Origin of the sequence: Cupriavidus metallidurans CH34, from assembly GCF_000196015.1 — a bacterium.
GTDB classification, from domain to species: domain Bacteria; phylum Pseudomonadota; class Gammaproteobacteria; order Burkholderiales; family Burkholderiaceae; genus Cupriavidus; species Cupriavidus metallidurans.
In genome coordinates this window covers 548489-573151 of record NC_007974.2, presented here as the reverse complement: position 1 = coordinate 573151, position 24663 = coordinate 548489, and the positions used below count along the sequence as shown (strand labels likewise).

At 63.4% G+C, this 24663-nt stretch carries 20 protein-coding genes; 15 read left to right on the top strand and 5 right to left on the bottom strand.

The features are described from left to right. Positions 1 to 5: 5 nt before the first annotated feature. The 5 genes from RMET_RS20715 to RMET_RS20695 all read left to right on the top strand — a co-directional run bounded on the left by RMET_RS20715 (position 6) and on the right by RMET_RS20695 (position 5075). The gene (locus RMET_RS20715; protein ID WP_011518508.1) at positions 6 to 515 is read left to right on the top strand and encodes a sigma-70 family RNA polymerase sigma factor; all 510 of its coding nucleotides are present in this window, start codon (positions 6 to 8) and stop codon (positions 513 to 515) included. After that, positions 512 to 1489: a FecR domain-containing protein gene (locus RMET_RS20710; protein WP_029310137.1), complete on the top strand. Its 978-nt coding sequence runs from the start codon at positions 512 to 514 to the stop codon at positions 1487 to 1489. Before RMET_RS20715 ends, RMET_RS20710 begins: the two co-directional genes overlap by 4 nt. A 96-nt stretch (positions 1490 to 1585) precedes the next feature. Continuing rightward, on the top strand, positions 1586 to 4051 hold the full coding sequence (locus RMET_RS20705; protein ID WP_011518506.1) for a TonB-dependent siderophore receptor: 2466 nt from the start codon (positions 1586 to 1588) through the stop codon (positions 4049 to 4051). A gap of 9 nt (positions 4052 to 4060) precedes the next feature. Continuing rightward, positions 4061 to 4771, top strand: coding sequence for a hypothetical protein (locus RMET_RS20700; RefSeq protein ID WP_011518505.1), 711 nt, complete (start codon positions 4061 to 4063; stop codon positions 4769 to 4771). A gap of 73 nt (positions 4772 to 4844) precedes the next feature. Beyond that, positions 4845 to 5075 (top strand): DUF3820 family protein, encoded by a 231-nt coding sequence (locus tag RMET_RS20695; protein WP_008643829.1) that lies wholly within the window; start codon positions 4845 to 4847, stop codon positions 5073 to 5075. Between the two features lie 12 nt (positions 5076 to 5087). Here the strand turns inward: RMET_RS20695 and RMET_RS20690 are convergent, their stop codons facing one another. After that, positions 5088 to 6659 (bottom strand): glucan biosynthesis protein G, encoded by a 1572-nt coding sequence (locus tag RMET_RS20690; protein ID WP_196776422.1) that lies wholly within the window; start codon positions 6657 to 6659, stop codon positions 5088 to 5090. 246 nt (positions 6660 to 6905) lie between these two features. Between RMET_RS20690 and bglX the strand changes: the two genes are divergently transcribed. After that, positions 6906 to 9230 (top strand): beta-glucosidase BglX, encoded by a 2325-nt coding sequence (gene bglX / locus RMET_RS20685; protein ID WP_011518503.1) that lies wholly within the window; start codon positions 6906 to 6908, stop codon positions 9228 to 9230. A 6-nt stretch (positions 9231 to 9236) separates the two neighbouring features. Here bglX and RMET_RS20680 read toward each other — a convergent pair whose 3' ends face one another. Then, complete coding sequence (locus tag RMET_RS20680) at positions 9237 to 9470, bottom strand: hypothetical protein (protein ID WP_011518502.1); 234 nt, start codon at positions 9468 to 9470, stop codon at positions 9237 to 9239. A 144-nt stretch (positions 9471 to 9614) separates the two neighbouring features. Between RMET_RS20680 and RMET_RS20675 the strand changes: the two genes are divergently transcribed. The 5 genes from RMET_RS20675 to RMET_RS20655 all read left to right on the top strand — a co-directional run bounded on the left by RMET_RS20675 (position 9615) and on the right by RMET_RS20655 (position 15141). Then, positions 9615 to 10505 (top strand): alpha/beta hydrolase, encoded by an 891-nt coding sequence (locus tag RMET_RS20675; RefSeq protein ID WP_011518501.1) that lies wholly within the window; start codon positions 9615 to 9617, stop codon positions 10503 to 10505. Position 10506: 1 nt separating this feature from the next. After that, a complete protein-coding gene (locus RMET_RS20670) occupies positions 10507 to 12570 on the top strand; it encodes a penicillin-binding protein 1A (protein ID WP_011518500.1) in 2064 nt (687 codons plus the stop codon). Positions 12571 to 12581: 11 nt separating this feature from the next. After that, on the top strand, positions 12582 to 13841 hold the full coding sequence (locus RMET_RS20665; RefSeq protein WP_011518499.1) for an arsenic transporter: 1260 nt from the start codon (positions 12582 to 12584) through the stop codon (positions 13839 to 13841). A gap of 107 nt (positions 13842 to 13948) precedes the next feature. Then, positions 13949 to 14674: a GTP cyclohydrolase I gene (folE, locus tag RMET_RS20660; protein ID WP_011518498.1), complete on the top strand. Its 726-nt coding sequence runs from the start codon at positions 13949 to 13951 to the stop codon at positions 14672 to 14674. A gap of 23 nt (positions 14675 to 14697) precedes the next feature. Continuing rightward, entirely contained in the window at positions 14698 to 15141 is a 444-nt protein-coding gene (locus tag RMET_RS20655; RefSeq protein ID WP_011518497.1) for a BLUF domain-containing protein, read from the top strand. 57 nt (positions 15142 to 15198) lie between these two features. On the opposite strand, the gene RMET_RS20650 is transcribed toward RMET_RS20655, so the two are convergent. Next, the gene (locus RMET_RS20650) at positions 15199 to 15453 is read right to left on the bottom strand and encodes a hypothetical protein (protein WP_008643850.1); all 255 of its coding nucleotides are present in this window, start codon (positions 15451 to 15453) and stop codon (positions 15199 to 15201) included. Positions 15454 to 15711: 258 nt separating this feature from the next. Here RMET_RS20650 and RMET_RS20645 point away from each other — a divergent pair, with 258 nt between their 5' ends. The 4 genes from RMET_RS20645 (at position 15712) to RMET_RS20630 (ending at position 22737) form a co-directional block, all read left to right on the top strand. After that, positions 15712 to 16647 (top strand): hypothetical protein, encoded by a 936-nt coding sequence (locus RMET_RS20645; RefSeq protein WP_011518495.1) that lies wholly within the window; start codon positions 15712 to 15714, stop codon positions 16645 to 16647. A 378-nt stretch (positions 16648 to 17025) separates the two neighbouring features. Then, positions 17026 to 17679: a response regulator transcription factor gene (locus RMET_RS20640; protein WP_011518494.1), complete on the top strand. Its 654-nt coding sequence runs from the start codon at positions 17026 to 17028 to the stop codon at positions 17677 to 17679. Between the two features lie 8 nt (positions 17680 to 17687). Beyond that, entirely contained in the window at positions 17688 to 21158 is a 3471-nt protein-coding gene (locus RMET_RS20635) for a hybrid sensor histidine kinase/response regulator (RefSeq protein ID WP_011518493.1), read from the top strand. 190 nt (positions 21159 to 21348) lie between these two features. Next, entirely contained in the window at positions 21349 to 22737 is a 1389-nt protein-coding gene (locus tag RMET_RS20630; RefSeq protein WP_080710387.1) for an MFS transporter, read from the top strand. 55 nt (positions 22738 to 22792) lie between these two features. On the opposite strand, the gene RMET_RS20625 is transcribed toward RMET_RS20630, so the two are convergent. Together RMET_RS20625 and RMET_RS20620 are read right to left on the bottom strand one after the other, a co-directional pair. Continuing rightward, on the bottom strand, positions 22793 to 23740 hold the full coding sequence (locus RMET_RS20625) for a Bug family tripartite tricarboxylate transporter substrate binding protein (protein ID WP_409365169.1): 948 nt from the start codon (positions 23738 to 23740) through the stop codon (positions 22793 to 22795). A 108-nt stretch (positions 23741 to 23848) separates the two neighbouring features. Continuing rightward, the gene (locus RMET_RS20620; RefSeq protein ID WP_011518490.1) at positions 23849 to 24661 is read right to left on the bottom strand and encodes an SDR family oxidoreductase; all 813 of its coding nucleotides are present in this window, start codon (positions 24659 to 24661) and stop codon (positions 23849 to 23851) included. Positions 24662 to 24663: the final 2 nt, after the last annotated feature.

The window sequence follows — 24663 nt, the reverse complement described above, 5'->3', positions numbered from 1 at the left end:
GGACGATGGCCGCCGACGCTGGCCCACATCACGATATCCAAGCGCTCTACAGCTGCCACCATCGCTGGCTGCTCGGCTGGCTGCATCGGAAGATCGGCTGCTGGCACCGCTCAGCCGATCTCGCACATGACACCTTCATGCGTCTGCTGGCGCGTGAGGAAGCCCTGGCGATCGCCGAACCCCGCGCGTTCCTGACGACCGTCGCCCAACGGGTGCTGGCCAACCAGTGGCGACGCGAGAAGCTCGAGCAGGCGTATCTGGAAGCCCTCGCCAGCCGGCCGGCCGCACTGGCTCCTTCCGAGGAAGAACGCGCGATCCTGCTGGAAACCCTCAACGACATCGCTGAACGGCTCGACGGATTGCCTGTGGTGGTCAAGCGCGCGTTCCTGATGGCGCAGCTCGAAGGCCAGAGCCAGGCCGAAATTGCTTCCGCCTTGCGAATCTCGGTGACGACGGTCAAGCGCTATCTGGTTCGCGCCGGCACAAAGTGCTATTTCGCGATGTCCCTCGCATGAGCGCGCAAGATCTGGGGATACCACCGCACGTGGCACTCGCCGCAGTGGAATGGTTGGTAACGCTGCAAGGCGGTGAAACGGATGGGGCATCCCACGCCGCGTGGCGCCATTGGCTCTCTCAGCATCCCGACCACGCGCGCGCCTGGGCGCGGATCGAGGCAGTGAATGCGCGGCTGCGCGACGTCGCGTCGCCACTGACCACGGCCGTCGCGCACGCGGCGCTGACTACGCCGCGCTCCGCGAGTCGCCGCCGGGCCGTCCAGGCGCTGGTGGTTGCCTTCACCGGCGGCGCGGCAGCATGGGCTGCGCGAGATCACGCGCCATTGCAGGACTGGCTGGCCGATGTAAGTACGGCCGTGGGTGAGCAACGTCTTCTGTCGCTCGCGGACGGCACGCAGATCAGACTCAATTCCGATACCGCCATCGATATCGCCTTCACGGCCACCGAGCGGCGTGTTGTCCTGCGACGCGGCGAGATCCATGTCCAGACAGCCCCGGATCGACACTGGCCAGCGCGCCCATTCATCGTCGCAACCGCCTCGGCCACGCTACGCCCAATGGGCACCCGGTTCGCGGTGCGCGTATCGGGTGACGCCGGCTGGATCGCCGTCACCGAAGGCGCCGTCGCGGTTCAGCCACAGGCGGACCCTACTGGCGGACGCATCATCGCCGCGGGCAAGCAGGCACGGTTCACCCCGGCGAGCGTCGGTGCGCCCACGCCGCTGCCCGAGAGCGATACCGCCTGGACCGACGGCATGATCGTCGCCACGGACATGCGCCTGGCGGATTTCCTCGCCGAGGTCGACCGTTACCGACCCGGGCGGCTGCGCTGCGCCCCGGACGTGGCCGATCTGCGCGTGTCCGGCACCTTTCCAGTAGCCGATACCGATCGCATCCTCGATGCCCTTCGCACCGCCCTCCCCGTGCGCATCCATTTCCTGACGCGCTACTGGACAACGGTCCTTCCCGCCTGACGTTTCGTTTTTTTCCGCCAAGGAGTGGTCTGTTCTGGATTCTCGCGTGACATAGGAGATGAGACCTACTTTCACGCCTCTCCCGCAGTCGAATCCATGCCATCCCGAATCCTGGCGCTGCCGCGCCGCCGCTCCACCGCTGTTCTGAAAAACACGATCCTGCTGGCCGCCCTGTACGGCGCCGGCGCCCTATCGGCGATCGATGTCATCGCGCAGGGCACGACCGCACAGACCATGTCACCGCTTCGCACCTATGACATTCCTGCTGGGCCGTTGCAGGCCACGCTGAACCGCTTTGGCCGCGAAGCCGGCATCCTGCTGGCATTCACGCCCGAACAGGCCGCCAACCACCAGAGTCCGGGCCTCCGAGGCCAGTACAGTGTGCACGACGGACTCGATACGATCCTGCAAGGCACCGGCCTCGCCGCATCAGCACAGGCCAACGGCAGCTACGTGCTGGCACGCAAAGTCACCCATGCCGAGGGCCAGCCTGCCACCGATGGCCACGTGGCCGCGCTGCCGCCCGTCACGGTCAGTGCCGATGCCGAGAACTATCGCGCGCCACCCACCACATCGGTGCTTCGGTCGGACGTACCGTTGATGGATACCCCGCAGGCCGTCAATGTCGTGCCGGCGCAGGTCATGGCCGACCAACGACCACGCAATCTCGACGACGCCGTCAACAACATCAGTGGCATCACACAGGGCAACACGCTGGCCGGCACGATGGACGCCATCATGAAACGCGGCTTTGGCAACAACCGCGACGGCTCCATCATGCGTAATGGCATGCCGCTGGTACAAGGCCGCAGTCTCAACGCTAATGCCGATAGCGTCGAGGTACTCAAGGGACCTGCGTCACTGCTCTACGGCATCATGGATCCAGGCGGCGTGATCAACATCGTCAGCAAACGCCCGTCGCTGCAGCGTTCCACCTCGCTTTCGCTGTTGGGCACGACCTACGGGCACGGCAAGAACGGCGCAGGCGGCACGATCGACACCACGGGCGGCATTGGCACCACCGGACTGGCCTACCGGCTGGTGGCCGACTACGTCGACGAATCGTACTGGCGCAATTTCGGCGAGCACCGCGAGACGTTGATCGCACCTTCGATAGCCTGGTATGGCCAGGATACCCAGGTCAATCTGTCGTACGAGTACCGCAAGTTTCTCTATCCATTCGATCGCGGCACGGCACTTGATCCGCGCACGATGGAACCACTACCGATTCCAAGCCGCCGGCGCATCGACGATCCGCTCAATGAAATGCATGGCGAATCGCACCTCGCGCAACTGACCGTCGACCATCAGTTCCATACGGACTGGCGGGCCCATTTCGCCTATAGCTACAACCGCGAAGGCTATGACGCCGGACAGTTGCGCAATACCAGGATTAACCCCGTCACCGGCGCCGTCACTCGCCGCAACGATGGCACGGACGGCGCGTTGAGCACCGACAGCTACGGCGTGGCGTACGTCAGCGGCAATTTCCGCGTCGCCGGCTTGCGCAACGAACTGCAGATGGGCATGGACAGCGAATACCGTCGTATCTATCGACAGAACATGTTGCGCCAGAAGGCCACCGCACCATTCAATTTCTGGAACCCGGTCTATGGCCGCGAGGTTCCATCAACCACGATCTCAGCGAGCGACAGCGACCAGACCGACACCCTGCACGCCACGTCGCTGTTCTTCCAGGACAGCCTGTACCTGACGGACAAATGGATCCTGGTCGGCGGCGCACGCTACCTGAGCTACAGCCAGGTAGCCGGACGCGGCCGACCGTTCGTCACGAACACGAATATCTCGGACCAGAAGTGGCTGCCGCGCGCCGGCATCGTCTACAAATGGACGCCGGCGCTTTCCCTCTACGGTAGCTATACCCAATCGCTGAAGCCGAATTCGACGATCGCACCGCTCAGCGGCGGCGCGGTGATCGACGCGTCGATCGCCCCGGAACAGGCCCAATCCTGGGAACTCGGTGGCAAGGTCGATCTGGCCAGCGGGGTGAGCGGCACGCTGGCGCTGTTCAACATCGACAAGCGCAACGTGCTCGTCTCGCAGTTCAACCCGACCACCGGACTGACCGACTGGCGCACATCGGGGCGCGCACGATCGAGCGGCGTGGAACTCGACGTAACTGGCCAGATCGGCCTGCGCTGGAACGTGATCGCGAGCTACGCCTATATCGACGCCAAGACCACTGAAGACCCCAAGTACGCCGGCAACCGGCTCTGGAACGTTGCACAGCACACGGCCGCGTTGTCGGCGGTCTACGACTTCGGCGAGATATTCGGGGGTGACCGCCTCCGGCTCGGCGGTGGCGCGCACTACGTCGGCAATCGTCCCGGCGATTCGGCCAACAGTTTCTGGCTGCCAGCCTATACGGTGTTCGATGCCTTCGCCACCTACGAAACGCGGGTCAGCGGACAAAAGATGCGTATGCAGCTCAACGTCAAGAACCTGTTCAACCGCGTGTACTACCCGTCGGCGGTCAACCAGTATGCGGTCGCCGTTGGCAACCCACGTCAGGTCACGTTGCTGACCACTTTCGAGTTCTAAGGATTCACGATGCCAGTTTCCCTGCTCCGCCGCGCGCTGACAATCGGCGTCATGCTCGCCACCTGCGGCATGACGTCCAACACCCTTGCGACCACCGCTTCGCGCGGCACCATCGCGCTTGTCATGCAATCCAATGGGCCGAATGCCGACGTCGACCAGAATATCCGTATCCGCCTGGAAGGACGCGGATTCACCGTCAGGATGCTGAACCAGGACACCCCGGCATCGAACGCAGGTGACGTCCGCCTCGTGATCCTGTCGTCAACGATCTCCGCCAAGCAGGTCAGCGCGGGCTGGCGCGAATTGGCGGTGCCGCTGCTGACCTGGGAGAACGACTTGCTGGACGATCTGGCCATGACAGGCAAGCGTCTGGACACCGACTACGGCGAATCCCGGCGCGAGCGCTTCGTGTGGCTGGTCAACGCCCCGCATCCGGTCGCGGCAGGGCTGCCGGCTGGCGCCACGAACGTGTATCGGAAACAGGCGGCGATGAATTGGGGCAAGCCCGGACTCGGTGCCAGCATCATCGCCACGCTCTACGGGCAACCCGAGAAGGCGGTGATCTTCACCTACGAGAAAGGGGCAACGATGGACTACGAGTCGCTCGCGCCCGCCCGTCGCGTGATGTTCTTCCTCGGCAACGATACGTTCACGAACCTGTCCGGCGCGGGTATCAAGCTATTCGATGCTGCGATCGACTGGGCCACGGGAGACAGGTAGAGCGGCCTGGCAAGGCTGGCAGGCCGCTGCCGGCGCTACAATGCGCGCTCGACCATTCCCGGAGATCGCCATCATGTTGCCGGACAGCGAATCCCTACTCCTGCTCGTGACACGCGAAATGCCCTTCGGCAAGCACAAGGGCACACTGATCGCCGACCTGCCGGGCAACTACCTGAACTGGTTCGCCCGGGAGGGCTTTCCTCCGGGGGAAATCGGCCGTCTGCTGGCACTGATGCATGAGCTTGACCACAACGGCCTGGCCCATCTGCTCAAACCATTGCGGGCACAGATGGGCCGCCGCTGACACCGGGTACGTCTAGCGCACCGTCTGCCCCGACACCACCTGATTCACCGTGTCGGGCGGAATCTGGTAGCTCCAGGTCTCGCTAAGCACCTTGCCGTTCGATACCAGCGCCTCGCGCATTTCCACCACCTTCTTCGGGTCCTTGACCTTGATGCGCAGCGTCACACGATAGCCCTTGGTCACGGGATTCGGCTGGATCACGTTCTCGATCACCTCCGCGTTGTCGCTGACGCTGAACGACGGCTGCACCTGCGTGTTCGGCGGCAGATTCGCCAGCACCGGGCCTTCGAAGTCGATCACGAATCCAAGACTGCCGTCGAGATGGCGAATCAGGTTGGCCTGCGTGATCTCGCCCGCGGTCCGCATCGTCTGCTTGACCCATGCAAGGTCCTTCGCGAAGATCGCGCGCTCGTCCATGGTCCAGTGCATCGTGTAGTCGGCGCGAATCGGCTGCCCCTTTGGCGGCAACTGGTCCGGCGTCCAGAACGCGACAATGTTATCGTTGGTCTCGTCGGGCGTGGGAATCTCCACCAGTTCGACCTTGCCCTTGCCCCAGTCACCCTGCGGCTCGATCCACGCGCTCGGGCGCAGATCGTAGCGGTCCTTCAGGTCTTCATAGGCAGAGAACTCCCGCCCGCGCTGCAACAGGCCAAAGCCGCGCGGGTTGTTGACTGCGAACGTGCTCAGCGCCACGTGCTTCGGGTTGTTCAGCGGACGCCACAGCCATTCCCCGTCGCCAGTATGGATGGCCAAGCCATTCGAATCGTGCAACGCCGGGCGGAAATTGTTGGCGTCACGCTGCTGGTTCGGGCCGAACAGGAACATGCTGGTCAGCGGGGCGATGCCAACCTTCGTCACCGGGCCACGCATGAAGACGCGTGCCTGCACCTTGAGCGTCGCGTCCTCGGCCGGATGCAGTTCGAAGCGATAGGCGCCCGTGGCGCTCTTCGAATCGAGCAGCGCATAGAACACGACGCGCTTGTCTTGCGGGTTCGGCCGCTCGATCCAGAACTCGCGGAAAGCCGGGAATTCCTCGGGCTCGGACAGACCCGTATTGATGGCCAGGCCACGGCTCGACAGGCCATAAACCTGCCCCTTGCCGATCACTCGGAAATAGCTGGCGCCAAGCACGCTCATGACTTCATCGAGCTTGTCGGGCCGGTTGACCGGATACAGCACGCGGAAGCCGGCATAGCCCAGCTTGTTCGTCGCCGCGCGGTCCAACTTCAGATCGCCGAAGTCGAAGCGGCTTGCGTCGTAGCGAATCTCCTGGACCTTGCCGCCGGCGATTTCGCTGATGCGGACCGGCGAGCTGAATTGCATGCCCTGGTGATAGAAGCCCAGGCGGAATGGTGTGCCCTGATCGTTCCAGGCCAGATGATCCAGCTTAGGCTGGATCTTGATGTAATCGGCGAACTGCATCTGGGCGAACACCGGCGGCAGGTTGCTGACTGGCGCCGCATAGGGCTGCTCCGCCAGTTTCTTGGCACGCGCGGTCACGTCGTCGAGCGAAAAGGCATGGGCGGCCGGCGACACGCCGACAAGGCACCCGGCAAACGCAAGCCCCGGCAAGAGAAGTTTCATCCTGTTACGCAAAGACGCGGCAAAGACGGCAAGAACCACAAAACCCTCCAGGTACAGACATCGATCAAAGGCCACAAGATTGCCAGTGTATGGCGTATAAGGCTGTAGACTTGCGGCGCAGTTCACAAAAATAACCCATTTCGCCTGACTAGCCTGTCAGACACATGGCGACAGCCGGCTCATCCTCCGTGCCGCATCATTGCCGGACGAGGCTACTGCAATCCGCCCATCAGAGACAAAAGCAACATGCGAATGCTTTCCACGCTGGCCCTCGCGGCTGGCCTTGCCTGCGCGCCCTTGATTGCGCCAACTTCCGTATCGTCAGCCTACGCGGCGGACATCCAAGCCACCGGCAAGTCCGACAAGCAGGCGCTCATCGCCGATCTGATCGGCCGGATGACGCTCGACGAGAAGATCGGCCAGCTCCGCCTGATCAGCATCGGGCCCGAGATGCCGCAGCCGCAGCTCATCAAAGAGATTGCGGCAGGCCGCGTGGGCGGCACGTTCAACTCCATCACGCAAGCGGAAAACCGTCCGCTGCAGGATGCGGCAGTCATGCAGAGCCGGCTGAAGATTCCGATGTTCTTCGCCTACGACGTGGTCCACGGCCATCGCACCGTGTTCCCGATCAGCCTTGGCCTGGCGTCGAGCTGGGACATGGGTCTGGTGGAAAAGACCGCGCGGATTTCAGCCGTGGAAGCCGCAGCAGATGGCATCGACGCCACGTTCGCGCCGATGGTCGACATCTCGCGCGATCCGCGCTGGGGCCGCACCTCGGAAGGATTCGGCGAGGACCCGTATCTGGTATCGCAATGCGCGCGCGCAAGCGTCAAGGGCTTCCAGGGCGCGTCCCCGGCCAATGCCGACAGCCTGATGGCCTTCGTCAAGCATTTCGCGCTGTACGGCGCGGTAGAGGGTGGGCGTGACTACAACACCGTGGACATGAGCCTGCAGCGCATGTACCAGGACTACCTGCCGCCCTACCGCGCCGGTCTGGACGCGGGTGCCGGCGGCGTGATGATCGCGCTGAATTCGATCAACGGCCAACCCGCCACGTCCAACAGATGGCTGCTGCATGACCTGCTGCGCAAGGAATGGGGCTTCAAGGGCGTCACCGTCAGCGACCACGGCGCGATCGACGAACTGCTGCGCCACGGCGTGGCCAGCAACGGCCGCGAGGCGGCTAAGCTGGCCATCGAAGCTGGCGTGGACATCAGCATGGCGGACACGCGCTATCTGGAACAACTGCCGACCCTCGTGAAATCGGGTGCCGTGCCGGTAGCGCTGATCGACGATGCCGTGCGTGAGGTGCTTGGCGCGAAGTACGACATGGGCCTGTTCGCCGACCCGTTCCGCCGTATCGGCGTCGCGGCGCAGGACCCGGCCGATGTCGACGCGGAGAGCCGCCTGCACCGCGCCGAAGCACGCGAGGCTGCCCGCAAGTCCATCGTGCTGCTGGAAAACCGCAACCAGACGCTGCCGCTGCGCAAGTCAGGCAAGGTAGCCGTGATCGGCCCGCTGACCGACGCGCAGATCGACATCCTGGGTAGTTGGTCCGCTGCGGGCAAGCCTCGTCAATCGGTCTCGCTGCTGCAGGGTATGCGCGACGCGCTGGCCGGCAAGGGCGAGGTGATTTACGCGCGCGGCGCCAACGTGACCGACGACGCCCGCGTGGTCGGCTATCTGAACTTCCTGAACTGGGACAGCCCCGAGGTGGTGCAGGACAAGCGCTCGCCGGGAGAGATGATCGACGAGGCGGTACGCACGGCACGCGATGCCGACGCGATCGTCGTGGCCGTGGGCGAGTCGCGCGGCATGTCCCATGAGGCCTCGAGCCGCACGAGCCTGTCACTGCCGGGCAGCCAGGAGGCACTGCTCAAGGCACTGAAGACCACCGGCAAGCCGCTGGTGGTGGTACTGATGAACGGCCGCCCCCTGACAGTCAATTGGGAGAAGGACAACGCTGACGCGATGCTCGAGACCTGGTACGCCGGTACCGAAGGCGGTCACGCGATCGCGGACGTGCTATTCGGAGACGAGAATCCGTCGGGCAAGCTGCCGGTCTCGTTCCCGCGCTCGATCGGCCAGATTCCGACCTATTACAACCACCTGCGCATTGGCCGGCCGTTCACGCCAGGCAAGCCAGCCAACTACACATCGCAGTACTTCGAGGAAGAATCCGGCCCGCTCTACCCGTTCGGCTACGGCCTGAGCTACACCACGTTCAGCGTGTCCGAAATCCGGCTGTCGAGCCCGAAACTGGCCCGCAACGGGACGATCAACGCCAGCGTGACCGTGAAGAACACCGGCAAGTACGCAGGGGAAACGGTAGTGCAGTTCTACGTGCAGGACGTGACCGCATCGGTCGTGCGCCCCGTCAAGGAACTCAAGGGATTCCGCAAGGTGTTGCTCGCGCCCGGCGAATCGCGCGCGATCGAATTCCCCGTCACCGAGGACACGCTCAAGTTCTATAACGCGCGCCTTGAGTACGTGGCCGAACCGGGCGATTTCAATCTTCAGATCGGCCTGGATTCGGCTTCGGTGCGCGAGGCGCGATTCACGCTGGAATGAGGCGCGTCAGCGGTTGCCGTCGAGCAGGTCGTTGAGGATCTCGTCGAAGGCGGCCTGAGCGTCTTCAAGACCCTGCAGGGCTGCGTCGAAGGTTTGCAGCGCAAGCTTCGACGGCTTGCCGGCGCCCTGCGGGGGATACTGGCTCAGCAGGGCGGTAAACGCCACCTGGACCTGGCGCGTGGCATTGACCACACGCTCCATGGCTTGCGCTTCTTCGGCGCGCTTCTGTTCGTCGTTCATGCGCAACAGCCCTCCTGGGCCTGGATTCGATATGCGGCATATCGTACAAGAACTCGCGGGCACCCGGCCCAGTCCAACGCCGCATTACCCATTTTTCGGTTAGGCTGGGCAAGATCGTTCGCCCGTGACCAACCCTTCGCCCCCATGTTTTCACTCCTGCGCAGAACGCTGGCCGCCACGCTCGTGACCGCCGGAGGCTTCGTCTGCTACTGGACCTACCTGACCATCAACCAGGAACGGCTGCTCTTCGATGCACGCCGGCGCCCGCCGCGCGATCTGCCGGATGGCATCGTCGGCTACTCTCATGCCGTGCCCGGCGGCCAGTTTCGCGGCTACTGCTACCACGCCGACCACGAGGGCGTGGGCGACCTGTTGTTCTATCTGCCGGGACGGGGCGAGGATGTGCTGGAAACGCTTCAGTTCGTGAAGTGGCTGCCGCACGGAATGGGCTTCGCGACATTCGACTATCGCGGAATCGGTCACTCGGACGGGATGCCCTCCGAGGCGGCTGCCGTTGCCGATGCCAGCCAGTTCCTGCTGCATCTTCGCCGGGCCTTCCCCGGCGTGCGGGTGCATGTGGTGGGCCGTTCGCTCGGCACCGGCGTGGCAATCCAGCTTGCTGACCTGCAGGATTTCGAAAGCCTGCAACTGATCACGCCGTACGATTCCCTGCTCGAGATCGTGCGAAAGCGTTTTCCGCTGGTGCCCCTGCGTCAGTTGATGCGGCATCACTTCGATTCGATCTCGCATTGCAAGAAGGTGGTCCAGAGCACCAAGGTCCTTCTGGCCGAGAGCGACGACGTTGTGCCCCACGAATGCTCTGAACGGCTGATGGCGGCCTGGCCCGGCCCGGTCGCGCTGCAGATGATCTCCGGGGTCGATCACTACACGATCATCGAACGTTGGGAGACATGGCACGCGCTGTGCGAATTCGCGCGGGAAGTGCCGCATCAGCCGCCAGACCGCACCCAACAGCATCCTCCCTCCGACCATACCGAATCCGGTGTGCCTTTGCCGCTCCCCGCAGCACGGTAGAATGCGCGCCATGAAAAAGATTGCAGTCAAGGCTGCCGGCGTCGTCGCGGCGCTGGGAGCCGCCGGCGTCCTGCTCGTCGGCTTTGCCGCGGTAGTCAGCCTGCGGCAACTTCCCTCGGTCGACGCATTGCGCGACTATCGTCCCCAGGTACCGCTGCGCGTGTTCACCAGCGACGATGTTCTCATTGGCGAGTTTGGCGCCGAGCATCGAGAGTTCATCCCGATCGAGAGAATGCCGAAGCTGATGACCGAGGCACTACTCGCGGCCGAGGACGACCAGTTCTACAACCATGCCGGCGTGGACATCCCCGGCCTGGTCCGCGCGGCGCTGGCAGACCTCGGCGAGGGCTACGCGCAGGGCGCATCCACCATCACGATGCAGGTGGCGCGCAACTTCTACCTGTCCCGCGAAAAGACGCTCGCCCGCAAATGGTACGAAGTCCTGCTGGCATGGCAGATCGACCGCACGCTGCCCAAGGACCGCGTCCTTGAGCTCTACATGAACCAGGTCTACCTGGGCGAGCACGCCTACGGCTTCGGCAGCGCCGCGCAGACGTACTTCGGCAAGCCGCTGGCGTCGCTCTCTCTGGCGGAGACCGCAATGCTGGCGGGGCTGCCCAAGGCACCCTCGACGATGAATCCGCAGGTGAACTACCCGCGCGCCAAACGTCGCCAGGAGTATGTGCTCGGCCGGATGCTGGCGCTGGGCATGATCACGCAGGACCAGTATCGCGAGGCGCGCGGCGCGCAACTCGTAGTGAGCCGCGACGCCAACGGCAGCTTCAGCGGGCACGCGGAGTACGTGGCCGAACTGGCACGGCAACTGGCGTTCGACCGCTTCGGCGACGAAGCCTATACGCGCGGCATCAATGTCTACACCACGGTGTCGTCGGTGCGCCAGACATTGGCGTACGACGCCGTGCAGGCCGGACTGGCCAGTTACGGCAAGCGGCACGGCTCGGCGAAGGCACAGGTCGCGCTGCCCCAGGCGGCGCTGGTCTCGCTCGATGCGAGCACCGGCGCGATTGAAGCCATGGTGGGTGGCGCCAGTTTCGATACGAGCCGGTTCAACCACGCCACGCAGGCACAGCGCCAGCCGGGATCCACGTTCAAGCCGTTCATCTATTCGGCCGCGCTGGAGCGCGGCATTTCGCCCGGCACGCTGATCAACGACGCGCCGCTCGACGACCCGCGCTGGCAGCCGTCGAATGATGACAATCGCTTCGTCGGCCCGATCACGGTACGTCAGGCGCTGGCGGAATCGCGCAACCTGCCGGCTATCCGCACGCTGCGCGCCATTGGCATCCCCTACGCAATCGACTTCGCGGGCAAGTTCGGCTTCTCCACCAAGCGGCTGCCGCCGTATCTGCCGCTTGCGCTGGGCACGGGCACCACGTCGCCGCTGCGACTGGCTGCCGCCTATGGCGTGTTCGCCAACCAGGGCCACCGCATCGAACCCTACCTGATAGACAAGATCACGGATGGCGACGGAAACGTGCTGTTTGCCGCGCAGAACGCAGCGGAGGTGACGCGTGTGATCTCCGAGCGCAATGCGTTCGTGATGAACAGCCTGCTGCAAAGCGTGGTGGACGAGGGCACCGGTACCGGCGTGAAACGCTATCTGCGCCGGGACGATGTGGCCGGCAAGACCGGCACCACCAACGATTCGGTAGACGGCTGGTTCGCCGGCTACGCGGGTGATGTGGTAACCGTGACGTGGATGGGCTTCGATGACAATCGCAGCCTGGGCCGGCACGAGTTCGGCGCGACCACCGCGCTGCCCATCTGGGCTGCCTACATGGAAGGACGCCTGGCCGGCGCGCCAGAAGCCAGCTTCCCGACGCCACCGCAGCTTGCCCGCCTTAATGACGACTGGGCCTACGCGGAGAACGCGGACGGATCCCACGGAATTGCATCGATTGGATTCCCGCCACCGACTGTCACGCCGGACGTACCTGCCGAGGGCAGCCCTCCCGGCGCACCGACAGCCGCGGCGCCGACCCCTGCAGCGCTTGAGGTATCGCCGCAGGTATCGTCCCAACGTCCTGCCGCTACCGGCCTGTGACCACGGCCGACATGCCCGCCTACGCGACACCGCTGATCTGGAGCGTCGCGGCACTATCCACGGCGGGCGTGCTGTTCCGGCCCTTTCGCCTGCCCGAGCCGTTCTGGGCAATGGCTGGCGCGCTGGTGCTATGCGTGGCAGGACTGCTGCCATGGCGCGACGCCCTGCAAGCCGTGGCACGCGGCAACGACGTCTATCTGTTCCTGGCCGGGATGATCCTGATCTCGGAACTCGCCCGCAAGACAGGTCTGTTCGATCATGTGGCCGCGCTGGCCGTGCGCGCCGCGCGGGGGTCGGCGCGCAAGCTATTTGCGCTGGTCTATGGCTTCGGCATTGCGGTGACAGCGTTCATGTCGAACGATGCCACGGCAGTCGTCCTCACCCCCGCGGTCATCGCCGCGACACGCGCGGCACGGGTCAAGCACCCGTTACCCTATCTCTACGCCTGCGCGTTCATCGCCAATGCGGCGAGCTTTCTCCTGCCGATCTCTAATCCGGCCAACCTCGTGCTGTTCGGTGACCGCATGCCACCTCTGACCAGTTGGCTGGCACGCTTCACGCTGCCGTCGGTGGTGGCCATCGCCATGACGTTCATCGTCCTGTACTGGACGCAACGCGATGCACTGGCCGAGCCGATTGAGAACGACGTGCCGACGCCCCCTCTGACGCTCCAGGCCTGGCTGACGACGCTGGGCATCATGCTGACCGGAGCGGCACTGTTGACGGCCTCGCTGCACGGGCAGGATCTCGGCTGGCCGACGTTCATCGGTGGTCTGTTGACCCTGGCTGTCGTCTGCGCCACCCAGCCGCGACTGCTTGTGCCGGCGCTCAAGGAGGTGTCCTGGGGCGTATTGCCGTTGGTGGCCGGACTGTTCGTCCTGGTTGCCGGCCTGGCCCAGACCGGCTTGACCGCTCAGCTTGCACATTGGGTGCGGATGCTATCCGGGCTGCAAGGGCCGGAGGCCGTGCTTGGCGCCGGTGTGGCGGGCGTGCTCGTCGGCATCACGAGCAACATCGTCAACAACCTGCCGGCCGGACTGTTCGCAGCCTCGGCGCTGGCGGCAGGCCACGCCTCTGATACCGTCACGGCTGCCGTGCTGATCGGTGTGGACCTGGGCCCGAACCTGTCCATTACCGGCTCGCTGGCCACCCTGCTCTGGCTGACCGCCCTGCGCCGTGAAGGTCATATGGTCGGCGCCGGCACCTTCCTGAAGACCGGTGCGCTCGTCATGCCGCTGGCACTACTCCCGGCCCTGGCGGTACTGCGCTGAGGCCATGCCCAGCAGCGGGCTGTTGCAGGTTGTGGTGCAATGCCAACTGCCATATAGTGAAGCACCGCGCACCGCGTGCGCCGACGCCCAACTCCCTGCGGCCACACATGTCACACAAGGATCAGTCCGATCGCCCCGAGCACACGCCCACCGCCTCGCCCGTATCCAACCGGATTCGGGCGCGCATCGAGGCTGCCGGCGAGCGCTTCCACGCCAACGACAATATCTCTCGCCATATCGAGCACGGTGAACTCGAAGCCCTGCAGGCCGAGGTCGAAGCCCGCATGGAAGACGTATTACGCACGCTGGTGATCGACGTCGACCAGGATCACAACACACGCGAGACCGCTCGCCGCGTAGCCAAGATGTATCTCAAGGAGATCTTCGCGGGACGCTACGCGAAGGCGCCGGATGTGACCGAGTTTCCGAACGTGGAACAGCTCAACGAGCTGATGATCGTCGGGCCCATCCGCGTGCGCAGCGCCTGCTCTCATCACCTGTGCCCGATCATCGGCAGCTTGTGGGTGGGGGTGATGCCGAACCGCCACTCCAATCTGATCGGCCTGTCCAAGTATGCGCGACTGGCGGAATGGATCATGTGCCGGCCGCAGATCCAGGAAGAAGCCGTGGCACAGGTCGCCGATCTGCTGCAGGAGAAGATGAATCCAGACGGCCTGGCAATCGTCATGGAAGCCGAGCACTTCTGCATGCACTGGCGTGGCGTGCGCGATACCGACGCCAAGATGACCAACAGCGTCATGCGCGGCTCGTTCCTCAAGGACGACAAGCTGCGCCGTGAATTTCTCACCCTGCTGAATCTCAATCGCCGCTGACTCGCTGCCCGGAGGGAACACCGATGCTAGTCCGCCTGCTCTACGCCAGCCGCGCCAGACAACCGCTTGACGCCGATGTGCTGGACGCCATCCTCGACACCAGCCTGGAACAGAACCTACGTCACGGCATCACCGGCGTGCTGTGCCACAGCAACACCGTCTTCCTCCAGGCACTGGAAGGTGATCGGGAAGCCGTCTCTCGGCTTTTCCTGAATATCGGCCGCGATGATCGCCACCACCACGTCGTGCTGCTGAGCTACGAAGAGATCGCCGAGCGGGCCTTCGCCGGCTGGTCGATGGGACGCGTCAACGCGGGCCGGATCAATGCCGCGACGCTGCTCAAGTACTCCGCGCAAGGCGAACTCGACCCCTGCCGCATGCCCGGTGCGGCATCGCTGGCACTCCTCACGGAACTGATCGCCGGAGCGTCGATCATCGGCCGCGGTGGCGAGCGAGGACGCCACTGACGACCGAAGGCGAGCCCGACCGCCACATGACCACGTAAATGCCTGCGCGTTTGCGTATTACTGTGTAGATACCTGCCCGAACAGGCCGCATTCCAGATCGCTCTCGAATTCCTCGATCCACGCCGACCCCGGGCCGGCCTCGTAGACGCTTTCCGCGCCGGTACGCTGCCGCCGCACCGTCACCTGACGGGCGGACGTTCCGTTTACATCGAAAACTTCGAACTCCTGGGCTGCAAGACCAACCTGCCGGAACAAGGCTTCGAGATCCTGGCGTTCGTTGGCGGGAAACTCGGCGAATTGACGCATTGCCATGGCACACCTCCATGCGGGGGTTGTACGGCGCGATGCAACGAATACAAGCTGCCACGCGCGGCTTAGAGAATGCCACCAAAACCAACGGCAAGTGGCGCGCGACAAAAGACCATGGCCATATCGAATGTATTGTGACGCAGCCGACGTTCGTAGCGTGACGGTGTATATCGCACATTTCAAGGAACAGCGATGGACCCGACACTCCCCAGCCCGTAGTGTTTTTGCTCATCCACTCATTCATCACGGGCGAGACACACAATGCAGACGAAATCCAGCACGTTACGGGAGACGGAACAACAGCGACAAACCATCCTGCAAACGGCACGGGCCCAGGCGGAAGCGCTCAACGGGATGTATCAGAACACACTCTCAGCTTTCCTCGTCGCGCCAAATGCCATGCCGCTGCCACGAGCCGCCCGCGCGATGTTCTGGCTCGGGCGGCTGCGGCAATGGCGCGCGATCGACCTGAGCGGCGACGAAGCGTGCTCGCCTCCCAACGTGACCTCCCTGCAGCTCGGCGTCATCGAGTCCATCGCCGGCACACATGCGCTGGCGCTCCACAAAGAAAAATGGAGTGGTCCGCACAGCCGTCAGGCTTACGAACGCGATATGGCCCTGCAGGTAGCGATGCTGCTAGCGCTGGAGTGGCGCGAACTTGCCGCCTTCGCACTGCAAGCCTGGTTCGGCACCAACAGCGAGCTGGCTTCCCTGCACCCGGTCAGTGGCATGACCGGCTTGATCATCGGTGTCGCGGGTCAAGCGCTTGGGGTCGGTGTGCCGCAAGTCACGTTCCAGAAGGGTGACGCCGTGCTCTCAAAGATCGTCAATCACTGGCAGGATAGCGATATCGCATTCGCGCCGCTGGCTCGTGAACTGGCCGACAGGCACGTCAACCAATGCCGGCTCGACACCGACCACTCGCTGTTCGACTTCGATCACCCCGTCGAGCAGGCCATTCCCGTCGAGCTTCTGATGCTTCTGCGCTTGCGCGACGGCGACAAGGTCCCGGCATGGCTCGCCCGCCACGGTGCTTTCTCCCACCCTGCGGCGGTCATGCTCAAAGCGACCACCCCATCTCAATCGCAACTGTGTCACAGCTTCATCACCAGCGCCACAACGCTTCTCCCTCAGTATGGAGACTTGTCCGCCGCGCTTGACCGTCAGATCTCCGCATCGCGCAAACTTTCAAGCTAGATCTTCGATTTTTCAACCTATCGTTTTACCGGCCTTCGATTTATTTGCATCGAAACCATCAAAATCAGTCGAAGTACGATTTTCGTTTGATTAGTTAATTGCGAGAATCTTCGCCTTACGACTCTTGCCTGAACGCCTCGCATGACCTTCCCATATCCAACTCAACTGCGACGATAGTCGTGCAGTTGAGATTTCATAGCGACATTCGCTATCGGACAGTTACACCACAAGTTGATCACAAACAATTTCGACTAAACAGGTGCGACTATCTCGTGCCGATACGATATAGAGTGCATTCCCTAATTTTCAGATAGCTAAACCCTCTCACGCAGCGCGTTCGCCAGAATGCGTTGCCTGGCTGCGAAAGGACATTGATGCATGATTGCGAAAACCATTCGGGTGGCGCTGGCGGATGATCATCCGCTCGTCGTTGTCGCTTTGCGAGATTGCTTGCAGCGTACTCCGGGCTTCCAGGTGACATGTGAATGCACCAACGGCAGTGAACTGGTCGACGCCTTGACGCAGAATCCGGTCGACGTTGCCGTCACCGACTTCAGCATGGGGCATGGCGATACGTCGCTGGACGGATTCAATCTGTTGCGCAAACTGCACAGACGCCATCCGGACACGCGTATCGTGGTGGTCAGCGCCCAGACGAATCCTGGTGTGGTCAGCCGCGCGATGAAGCTCGGCGCGCGTGCGTTCGTCAGCAAAGAAGACGAACTCGACGAAATCGTGCGCGCCTGTATCCATGTCACCGTCAGCAACGGCCACTTCTATTCGCCGTCGATTCGGGCGGTGCTGGACAGCGCCACCGCGGCGGCCACAGCCGCCCCCGCCACGGATCTGACATTGCGTGAGCTCGATGTCGTGCGGCTCTATGCGCAGGGCTTCCAGCTCACCGAGATCGCCAACAAGCTCGGGCGGTCGGTGAGCACGATCTCCAGTCAGAAAACCGTTGCCATGCGCAAGCTGAGCGTCCAAACCAATACGGACCTTATCCGCTATGCCTATGAAAACGGTCTGATCTGATCCTTCAAATGCAGCAAGTTCTCGATCGCACTCAGGAGTCGCTGGCGCAGGCGTTTGCTTCCCTGGCGCGCAACGCAAGACGGCAGCGTCAGCTCTACTACGCCACAGTCGGCCTCCTGATTGCGATCGTCATCGTATCGGCCATCCTGCTCGGCGGACTCGCGGCTGCCAAGCAGCTCGACATCCGGCGCAGTCGTCTTGCCCAGTATGTCAGCGCGATCTCCCTTCAACTCCAGAGCGATGCCTCATTCCTGCGCCGAACGACGCTGACGGTGGCGCATTACCTGAATGCCCACAGCGATTCGCCTACCGATCCCGATCTGCTCGAACGCATTCGTCGGACTGGCGTCGCCGTTGCTCCTGATGGCCGCTACACATTGCTGATACCCTCGAGCACGCAGCAGGCTTGGGGCCGTTCGCTCCCAGAACGCGTCTGGCAATTGCAGCAGATTGCCATCGCCGCGCTGACCACCCGCCTCGCCTTCGAACTCGACAATCCCGCCTACGTGGTCGACGCGAATGCCGAGTACGCGGTCATCCTGACACCGTCTCCAATGTCACTCGATGCGGTGCTTCTGATTTCAGAGCAAAGCGACCCTGTGACAGTACTGCGGGACAAAATCGTTCAGGCATTGCAGGCCCAGACTGGTCAGGAACTTCCGCGTAGCGGCGAGCAAGTATGGATCGGCCCCGTCGAGGATCCGGTGCTGCACTCGCAAGTGATGACGTCCGTGGCCGCTACAACGGCAGGCGACGGACACCGACCTGCGCTCATCGCATCGAGTACACCTGTCAATGCCTTCCTGTCCCAGCTCAAGCGCCCGAGCGGTGCGGCCATGCTGCTGTTGCTCAATCGCGCCGAAGACCGCATCGACATCTCCCCGTCGGGAAGCTCACTCGAAGTCGCGGAACGCATTCTCTCGCGCACGCGCCGCCTGCCCCCCGATACACTCCGGCTCGGAAGATCCGGGTTGGTGCTGGTGCAGCCATTGCGCCAGGAGTTTGGCTCCCTCGTCTATTTCCTGTCCTATGGCAAGCTATTCAGTTCGATCTACTACGAACTGATAGCCATTGGCTCCCTGAGCATGATGTTGATCATCGCAATCGTGATATCCGCGCGCTATTGGGACATTCATCTGCTGCGGCACGGCCAGGCCGAAGCTACTCGCGCGCTTGAAAACGAAACGATCAACCATATCCTCGTCAATGCCACCCCGATCGGGCTTTGCATCGTCGGCCAGCAAGACCACGTCATCGTGACCTCGAACTTGGTTGCCGACACGTTGCTTGGATTCAGTCAGGGAGCAACCATGCCCGCCCGGATCATCGACGCCCTGCGCCAACGCCCCTCGCAGGCTTTCAGTGACGCGTTCGGGCCAATTGCACAGATCAGGGTGCCCGGGTGCGCCAATGCCGACGCAGCCCAGCAGTGCAATTCCACGACGGAAGCCGCACCTGCTTCGAAGCCACAGTTTTTGCAGATTACATCAGCCCCCGCCAAGTACCGCGGAGAGTGCGTGCTCTTCTGTGCCATTCAGGACGTAACAGCACAACAACAACTCGAACAGAAGCTTCGCTCGGCCCAGCAAGCTACGGAAGCCATGATGCGTGCCCGATCAAACTTCTTTGCCGCGATGAGCCATGAGATACGCACACCACTGAATGCGCTTCTGGGCAATCTCGAACTGCTTGGGCGTAGCGCCGGCCTCGAGGCACACGCAACCCGGCTGCGCGCATTGCAGTCGTCCTCCGAAGGGCTGCGCCGCATCGTCAACGATATTCTTGATTTCTCGAAGATAGATGCTGGCGAGATGAAGCTCGTCTCCGCGCCTTTCAATCCGCTCGACGAACTTGAGAGTCTGTCCCTTTCCTACGCGCCCATGGTGACGGATCGACCGATCCGCTTCTACGCCCACCTTTCGCCTACCCTGAGTACGCTTCTGAGGGGCGATCGTATGAGGCTGGCGCAGATCGTCAACAATCTGCTTGGCAATGCGTTCAAGTTCACGGCGAGCGGGAAAATTTCGCTTAGTGCGGAAATCTCTCGAGATGCGCAAGGACTGGCGACGCTGGTCTGCCGGGTGCGAGACACCGGAGACGGCATGTCTCAGGCGCTGGCTTCCCGTGTGTTCCAACCCTTTGTGCAAGGCGAGACCAGCACCACGGCTCAATACAGCGGCACTGGACTCGGCCTCTCCATCTGCGCCCGACTTAGCGAGCTGATGGGCGGACACATCAGCGTTGAAAGCGTCGAGGGCGTGGGCAGTGCCTTCACGGTAGTCATTCCGTTTGCCGAGCCCGCGGCAACGGCCCCTCCACATGGACTGACGATGCTCGGTGGCATGGTCATGGTGCTGTGCCAGGAAACGGAATCCGGCGCCACGCTGGAAGCGTGGCTGACAAGGGTAGGCTGCCAGGTGCATGTACTGCCTGCCAGTTGCGCCGCCCACGCGTGGCTGTGTACCAGCCACCCCCAGATTATGGTTGTGACCGGAGAGTATGGACTCGACACAATCAGATCACTTCGAACCGTTTGCCCGACAAACGCCGTGTGGATCACGCGCAATGGGCCGGATCGCCCAGCAGAGCTGGAATCGGGGATCTTCGAGGTTTCCGCATACAGCCACACCGCCATCCTGGCGGGCGTCAAGGCCGCATTGGTCGCTCCTCCGCGACTGGTCGAGACAACGAACCGAACCGCCAGCGCCAGTGAAAACGCGCGGCCCGAAGCGGCTTCCCACTCGCCCCATCAGCACGGCACGGTTCTGGTCGCCGAAGACAACCCACTGAATCGCATGCTGATTGCCGAGCAACTCGAGACGATCGGCTGGGCGTCAATCGTGGTCAACGATGGGCGCCAGGCACTCGCGGTGCTCGATCAACGAGTTGTCGACATCGTGCTGACCGACATTCAGATGCCGGTAATGAACGGATATGAACTGCTATCTGCAATCAAGACCAAAAGGCCGCCGCTGCCGGTTTTCGCATTCAGCGCAGTCACGCACGCCGGTCAGGCCTCTGACTGGCAAGCGCGCGGATTTGACGGCTACATTGCCAAGCCCGTGTCGCTGGCGGAGCTAGAGCACGCCCTGCACGGCGTGTCCTCGCAACTGGCCGTAGATGCCGCGCGCTCCACGCCCGCCTCGACCGGAAGCCCCACCGACATCGTCGCGGGGGCGGATCGCGAGCGCTACCTGGCGCTGCTGCGCGAACACCTGCAAACGGACGAGCCCAAGCTTGCCGGCATCCTGCTCAGCCGCAATACCCAGGCGTTGGGCCAATGGGCTCACCGTTGCGCGGGGGCATTCCTGATCGTCGGCGCAACCACCATCGTCAAGCTTTGTCGAGCCGTAGAGCGGCTCTGCGATGACGGCAACGAGTGGTCGCCCCTCCTGGAAACAGAAGCCCGGGCATTGCAGGCTGCGGTGCATGACTTCCGTGCCAGCCCGAATCAGCCCGAGGAAACGTCAACCACCTGATCCGGCGGCGCAGGAAAGCGTTGTCACGTAGCCGCATGACACGCCGCCAGAGATTTCCAGATTTGCGCTGCATGGCCTGACAGGACGATAATGGCGGGGCCGTTCTCTTCCAAATCCAGGGCGCCAAAAGCGGTCTGACGGGGTCTCCGGGCCCGGAATGGCAAGCCCAAGCCGCTCTCCGCCCCGTTCCATGCAGCCCCATCAAGGACTCCCCTATCCCCAGCGCGTCTGGGCAATCCTGACCGTCTTCTGCGGTCTCATCATGGCCGTGCTCGATGGCTCGATCGCCAATATCGCCTTGCCATCGATCTCCCGTGAGCTCAACGCCGAAGCCGCCAGCACGATCTGGGTCGTCAACGCCTACCAGTTGACCGTTACCATCTGTCTGTTGCCGTTGTCGTCACTGGGCGACATCCTCGGCTACAAGCGTGTGTACCGGACAGGGCTGGCAATCTTCCTCATCGGATCGCTGATCGCCGCATGCGCGGTGAACCTGCCAATGCTGGTGGCGGCCCGCGTCATCCAGGGCATCGGCGGCGCCGGAATCATGAGTGTCAATACCGCGCTCGTGCGATTCATCTATCCGCCGACCAAGCTCGGACGCGGCATCGGACTCAACGCGCTGGTGGTTGGCGTGACGATCGCCGTTGGCCCGTCACTCGGCGCGCTGATCCTTGGCATCAGCAGCTGGCAGTGGCTGTTCGCGGTGAATGTACCGGTGGCCATCGTCGCGCTATGGATCTCGCGCTGGGCGCTGCCTGATACACCGGCCCAGCCGCGCGCGTTCGACTATCCCAGCGCCGTGCTGTCCGCAGTGGTCTTCGGCATGTTTATCCTCGGCGTCGACAGCATGGGCCACGCAACACTGCGCGTCGTTGGCGCGATCGGGATTGCGTTGGCCATCGTCCTTGGTTGGCTGCTGGTACGTCGGCAACGCGGACGTCCGGCGCCGCTGGTACCGGTCGATCTGTTCGCGAGCCGCGCCTTCACGCTGGCTGTCGGCACATCGTTCTGCTCGTTCATGACGCAGATGCTCGCGTTCGTGGCCTTGCCGTTCTATCTCGAGTATCAGCTTGGGCGCAGCCTGCAGGAAACAGGCTTGCTGATCACCCCGTGGCCGCTGATGGTCGCCTTAATGGCAGCGCTGTCCGGCAGGCTGTCGGATCGCTATCCGGCCAGCATCCTGGCGGGTGCGGGCCTGATCATGCTGACTACCGGGCTGATCGGCCTGGCCTGGCTCTCGCCAACCGCCAGCAGCTTCGATATCGCCTGGCGCACCGCGCTGTGCGGCATCGGCTTCGGCTTCTTCCAGTCCCCGAACAACCGGGCGATGATCGGCGCCACGCCACGTGAGCGAAGCGGCGGTGCCAGCGGTGCTCAGGCAACGACGCGTCTGCTGGGGCAGACCACGGGAACCGCGGTGGTTGCGCTGCTGTTCAGCCTCGACAACGCTGGTGCGGCGAGAACCGCGCTCTTCGCCGCCGCCGGCGTGGCAGCGATCGGCGCGATCATCAGCTTCAGCCGGCTGCGCGACGCCCAGCCCGCACCCGCCGAAGGCGCGGCCGAGCCGGACGCCTGATTACCCAAGGGCCGGGACTCGCGAGGGCCCCGGCCCGTGTTGGGATCATGCGGTATTAGTCCGCCTTCGCGCCAGAGTCCTTCACAACCTTCGCCCACTTGGCGATCTCGCTGCGTTGATACTCGGCCAGCTTCTCAGGCGTCCCGAGAATCGGATCGAGACCCAACGTCTTGAGTTTTGTCTGCACGTCGGGCAGCGTGAAAATGCGGTTCATCTCGGCGTTCAGCTTGGCCACGATCTCTTTCGGCGTATGCGCCGGCACGAAGACCGCGAACCACGATGTTGCCTCGTAACCGGGCAGGCCCTGCTCGGCGATGGTCGGGATATCTGGCGCGGAGGTCGACCGCTGCGCGCTGGTCACGCCCAGCGCGCGCAGCTTGCCCTCCTTCACCACCGGCAGCGCGGACGGCAGGTTGTCGAACATCATCGTGATGTGGCCGCCCAGCAAGTCCGGAATGGCCATCGCCCGCCCTTTGTATGGGACATGCTCGATTTTCGTTCCCGCCATCGTATTGAACAACTCGCCCGCCACGTGCAAGGATGTACCGATGCCCGGCGTGCCAAACGTCAACTGCCCCGGCTTGGCCTTGGCCAGCGCGATCAGTTCCTGCACGTTCTTCGCGGGCACGGAGGGGTGCACGACCAGCACGTTCGGCGTGGACGCCAACAGGATCACGGGCGTGAAGTCCTTGACCATGTCATAGGGCATCTTGCTGTACAGCGCGCCATTGATCGAGTGCGTGCCGACCGTGCCCAGCGCCAGCGTGTAACCATCGGGCGCCGAACGGGCTACCGTCTCCGCACCGATGTTGCCGCCCGCGCCCGGCTTGTTGTCGACGACAACGGGCTGCCCCAGTGAGATCTTCTCGGAGAAAATCCGCGCAAGAATGTCCGGCGCGCCGCCGCTCGGAAAGCCAACCACCATGCGGATCGGCTTGGACGGATAGGCATCGTTGGCCTGCGCGGCGGGAATCGCCGCCAACGAGGCCGTGGCAGCCAGCATCGCCACGACCTGGCGACGCGCGAACATTCGTACAAACATGGATCTGTCTCCTGATTTTCCGGGCTTTTCGCCTCTGGATATGGTATAGGCCCCGCGCGGGGCCCTGCGTTAAACGACGATGTTGCCGAACTCCTTGGTGACTTGGTCGTGCAGCCGACGCATGCCACGCAGCCACCGATCATAGTCCTGCCCCTTGCGACGGTAGTACTCCAACACCTCGGGGTGTGGCAGGATCAGGAAGCTCTCGTTGGCAACGCCTTCGAGCGTCTTCTCGGCAACGTGCTCGGCCGTGACCGAACCGGCCTGCAGGAAGCCCTTGCGCTCGCCGCCCTCGCCGAACAGCATCTTCGTCTGCACGCCCTGCGGGCAGATGCAACTCACCTTGATGCCGCGGTCGCCGTAGGTGATCGACAGCCATTCGGCAAAGCCGATCGCCGCGTGCTTGGTCACGGCATAAGGCGCCGATCCGATCTGCGAGAGCAGACCTGCAGCCGAAACCGTGTTCACGAAGTACCCATCGCCACGTTCGAGCATCTGCGGCAGCACGGCCTTGGCCGCGTGGATATGCGCCATGACGTTGATTTCCCAGATGCGCTGCCATTCGTCCGCGGTGGCATCCAGGCCCTTGCGCAGGATGATGCCGGCGTTCGAGCAGAACACGTCCACCTGACCGAAACGCTGCGTGGCAGTATCGACCAGCTTCTGCACGGCTTCGGCATTCGCGACGTCCACGCGTTGCGAGAAGATCTGGCAGCCTGGCGCGGCCGCCACGGCCTCGGCAGCCACCTGCGACGCCCCGGCCTCGTCAATATCCGCCACGGCGATGCCGCGTGCGCCGGCCCGGGCAAACGCCAGCACCAGGGCGCGTCCAATACCGGTGCCACCACCGGTCACGATTACGGTCTTGTTGCGAACTTCCATGC

Coding starts and splice junctions, on each gene's coding strand:
- RMET_RS20640 (WP_011518494.1), top strand. CDS start 17,026: ATGATTGCGAAAACCATTCGGGTGGCGCTGGCGGATGATCATCCGCTC.
- RMET_RS20675 (WP_011518501.1), top strand. CDS start 9,615: ATGTTTTCACTCCTGCGCAGAACGCTGGCCGCCACGCTCGTGACCGCC.
- RMET_RS20680 (WP_011518502.1), bottom strand. CDS start 9,470: ATGAACGACGAACAGAAGCGCGCCGAAGAAGCGCAAGCCATGGAGCGT.
- RMET_RS20695 (WP_008643829.1), top strand. CDS start 4,845: ATGTTGCCGGACAGCGAATCCCTACTCCTGCTCGTGACACGCGAAATG.
- RMET_RS20710 (WP_029310137.1), top strand. CDS start 512: ATGAGCGCGCAAGATCTGGGGATACCACCGCACGTGGCACTCGCCGCA.
- RMET_RS20715 (WP_011518508.1), top strand. CDS start 6: ATGGCCGCCGACGCTGGCCCACATCACGATATCCAAGCGCTCTACAGC.
- RMET_RS20665 (WP_011518499.1), top strand. CDS start 12,582: ATGCCCGCCTACGCGACACCGCTGATCTGGAGCGTCGCGGCACTATCC.
- RMET_RS20690 (WP_196776422.1), bottom strand. CDS start 6,659: ATGAAACTTCTCTTGCCGGGGCTTGCGTTTGCCGGGTGCCTTGTCGGC.
- RMET_RS20650 (WP_008643850.1), bottom strand. CDS start 15,453: ATGGCAATGCGTCAATTCGCCGAGTTTCCCGCCAACGAACGCCAGGAT.
- RMET_RS20700 (WP_011518505.1), top strand. CDS start 4,061: ATGCCAGTTTCCCTGCTCCGCCGCGCGCTGACAATCGGCGTCATGCTC.
- RMET_RS20645 (WP_011518495.1), top strand. CDS start 15,712: ATGCAGACGAAATCCAGCACGTTACGGGAGACGGAACAACAGCGACAA.
- RMET_RS20625 (WP_409365169.1), bottom strand. CDS start 23,740: ATGCTGGCTGCCACGGCCTCGTTGGCGGCGATTCCCGCCGCGCAGGCC.
- RMET_RS20670 (WP_011518500.1), top strand. CDS start 10,507: ATGCGCGCCATGAAAAAGATTGCAGTCAAGGCTGCCGGCGTCGTCGCG.
- folE (WP_011518498.1), top strand. CDS start 13,949: ATGTCACACAAGGATCAGTCCGATCGCCCCGAGCACACGCCCACCGCC.
- bglX (WP_011518503.1), top strand. CDS start 6,906: ATGCGAATGCTTTCCACGCTGGCCCTCGCGGCTGGCCTTGCCTGCGCG.
- RMET_RS20705 (WP_011518506.1), top strand. CDS start 1,586: ATGCCATCCCGAATCCTGGCGCTGCCGCGCCGCCGCTCCACCGCTGTT.
- RMET_RS20635 (WP_011518493.1), top strand. CDS start 17,688: ATGCAGCAAGTTCTCGATCGCACTCAGGAGTCGCTGGCGCAGGCGTTT.
- RMET_RS20630 (WP_080710387.1), top strand. CDS start 21,349: ATGCAGCCCCATCAAGGACTCCCCTATCCCCAGCGCGTCTGGGCAATC.
- RMET_RS20620 (WP_011518490.1), bottom strand. CDS start 24,661: ATGGAAGTTCGCAACAAGACCGTAATCGTGACCGGTGGTGGCACCGGT.
- RMET_RS20655 (WP_011518497.1), top strand. CDS start 14,698: ATGCTAGTCCGCCTGCTCTACGCCAGCCGCGCCAGACAACCGCTTGAC.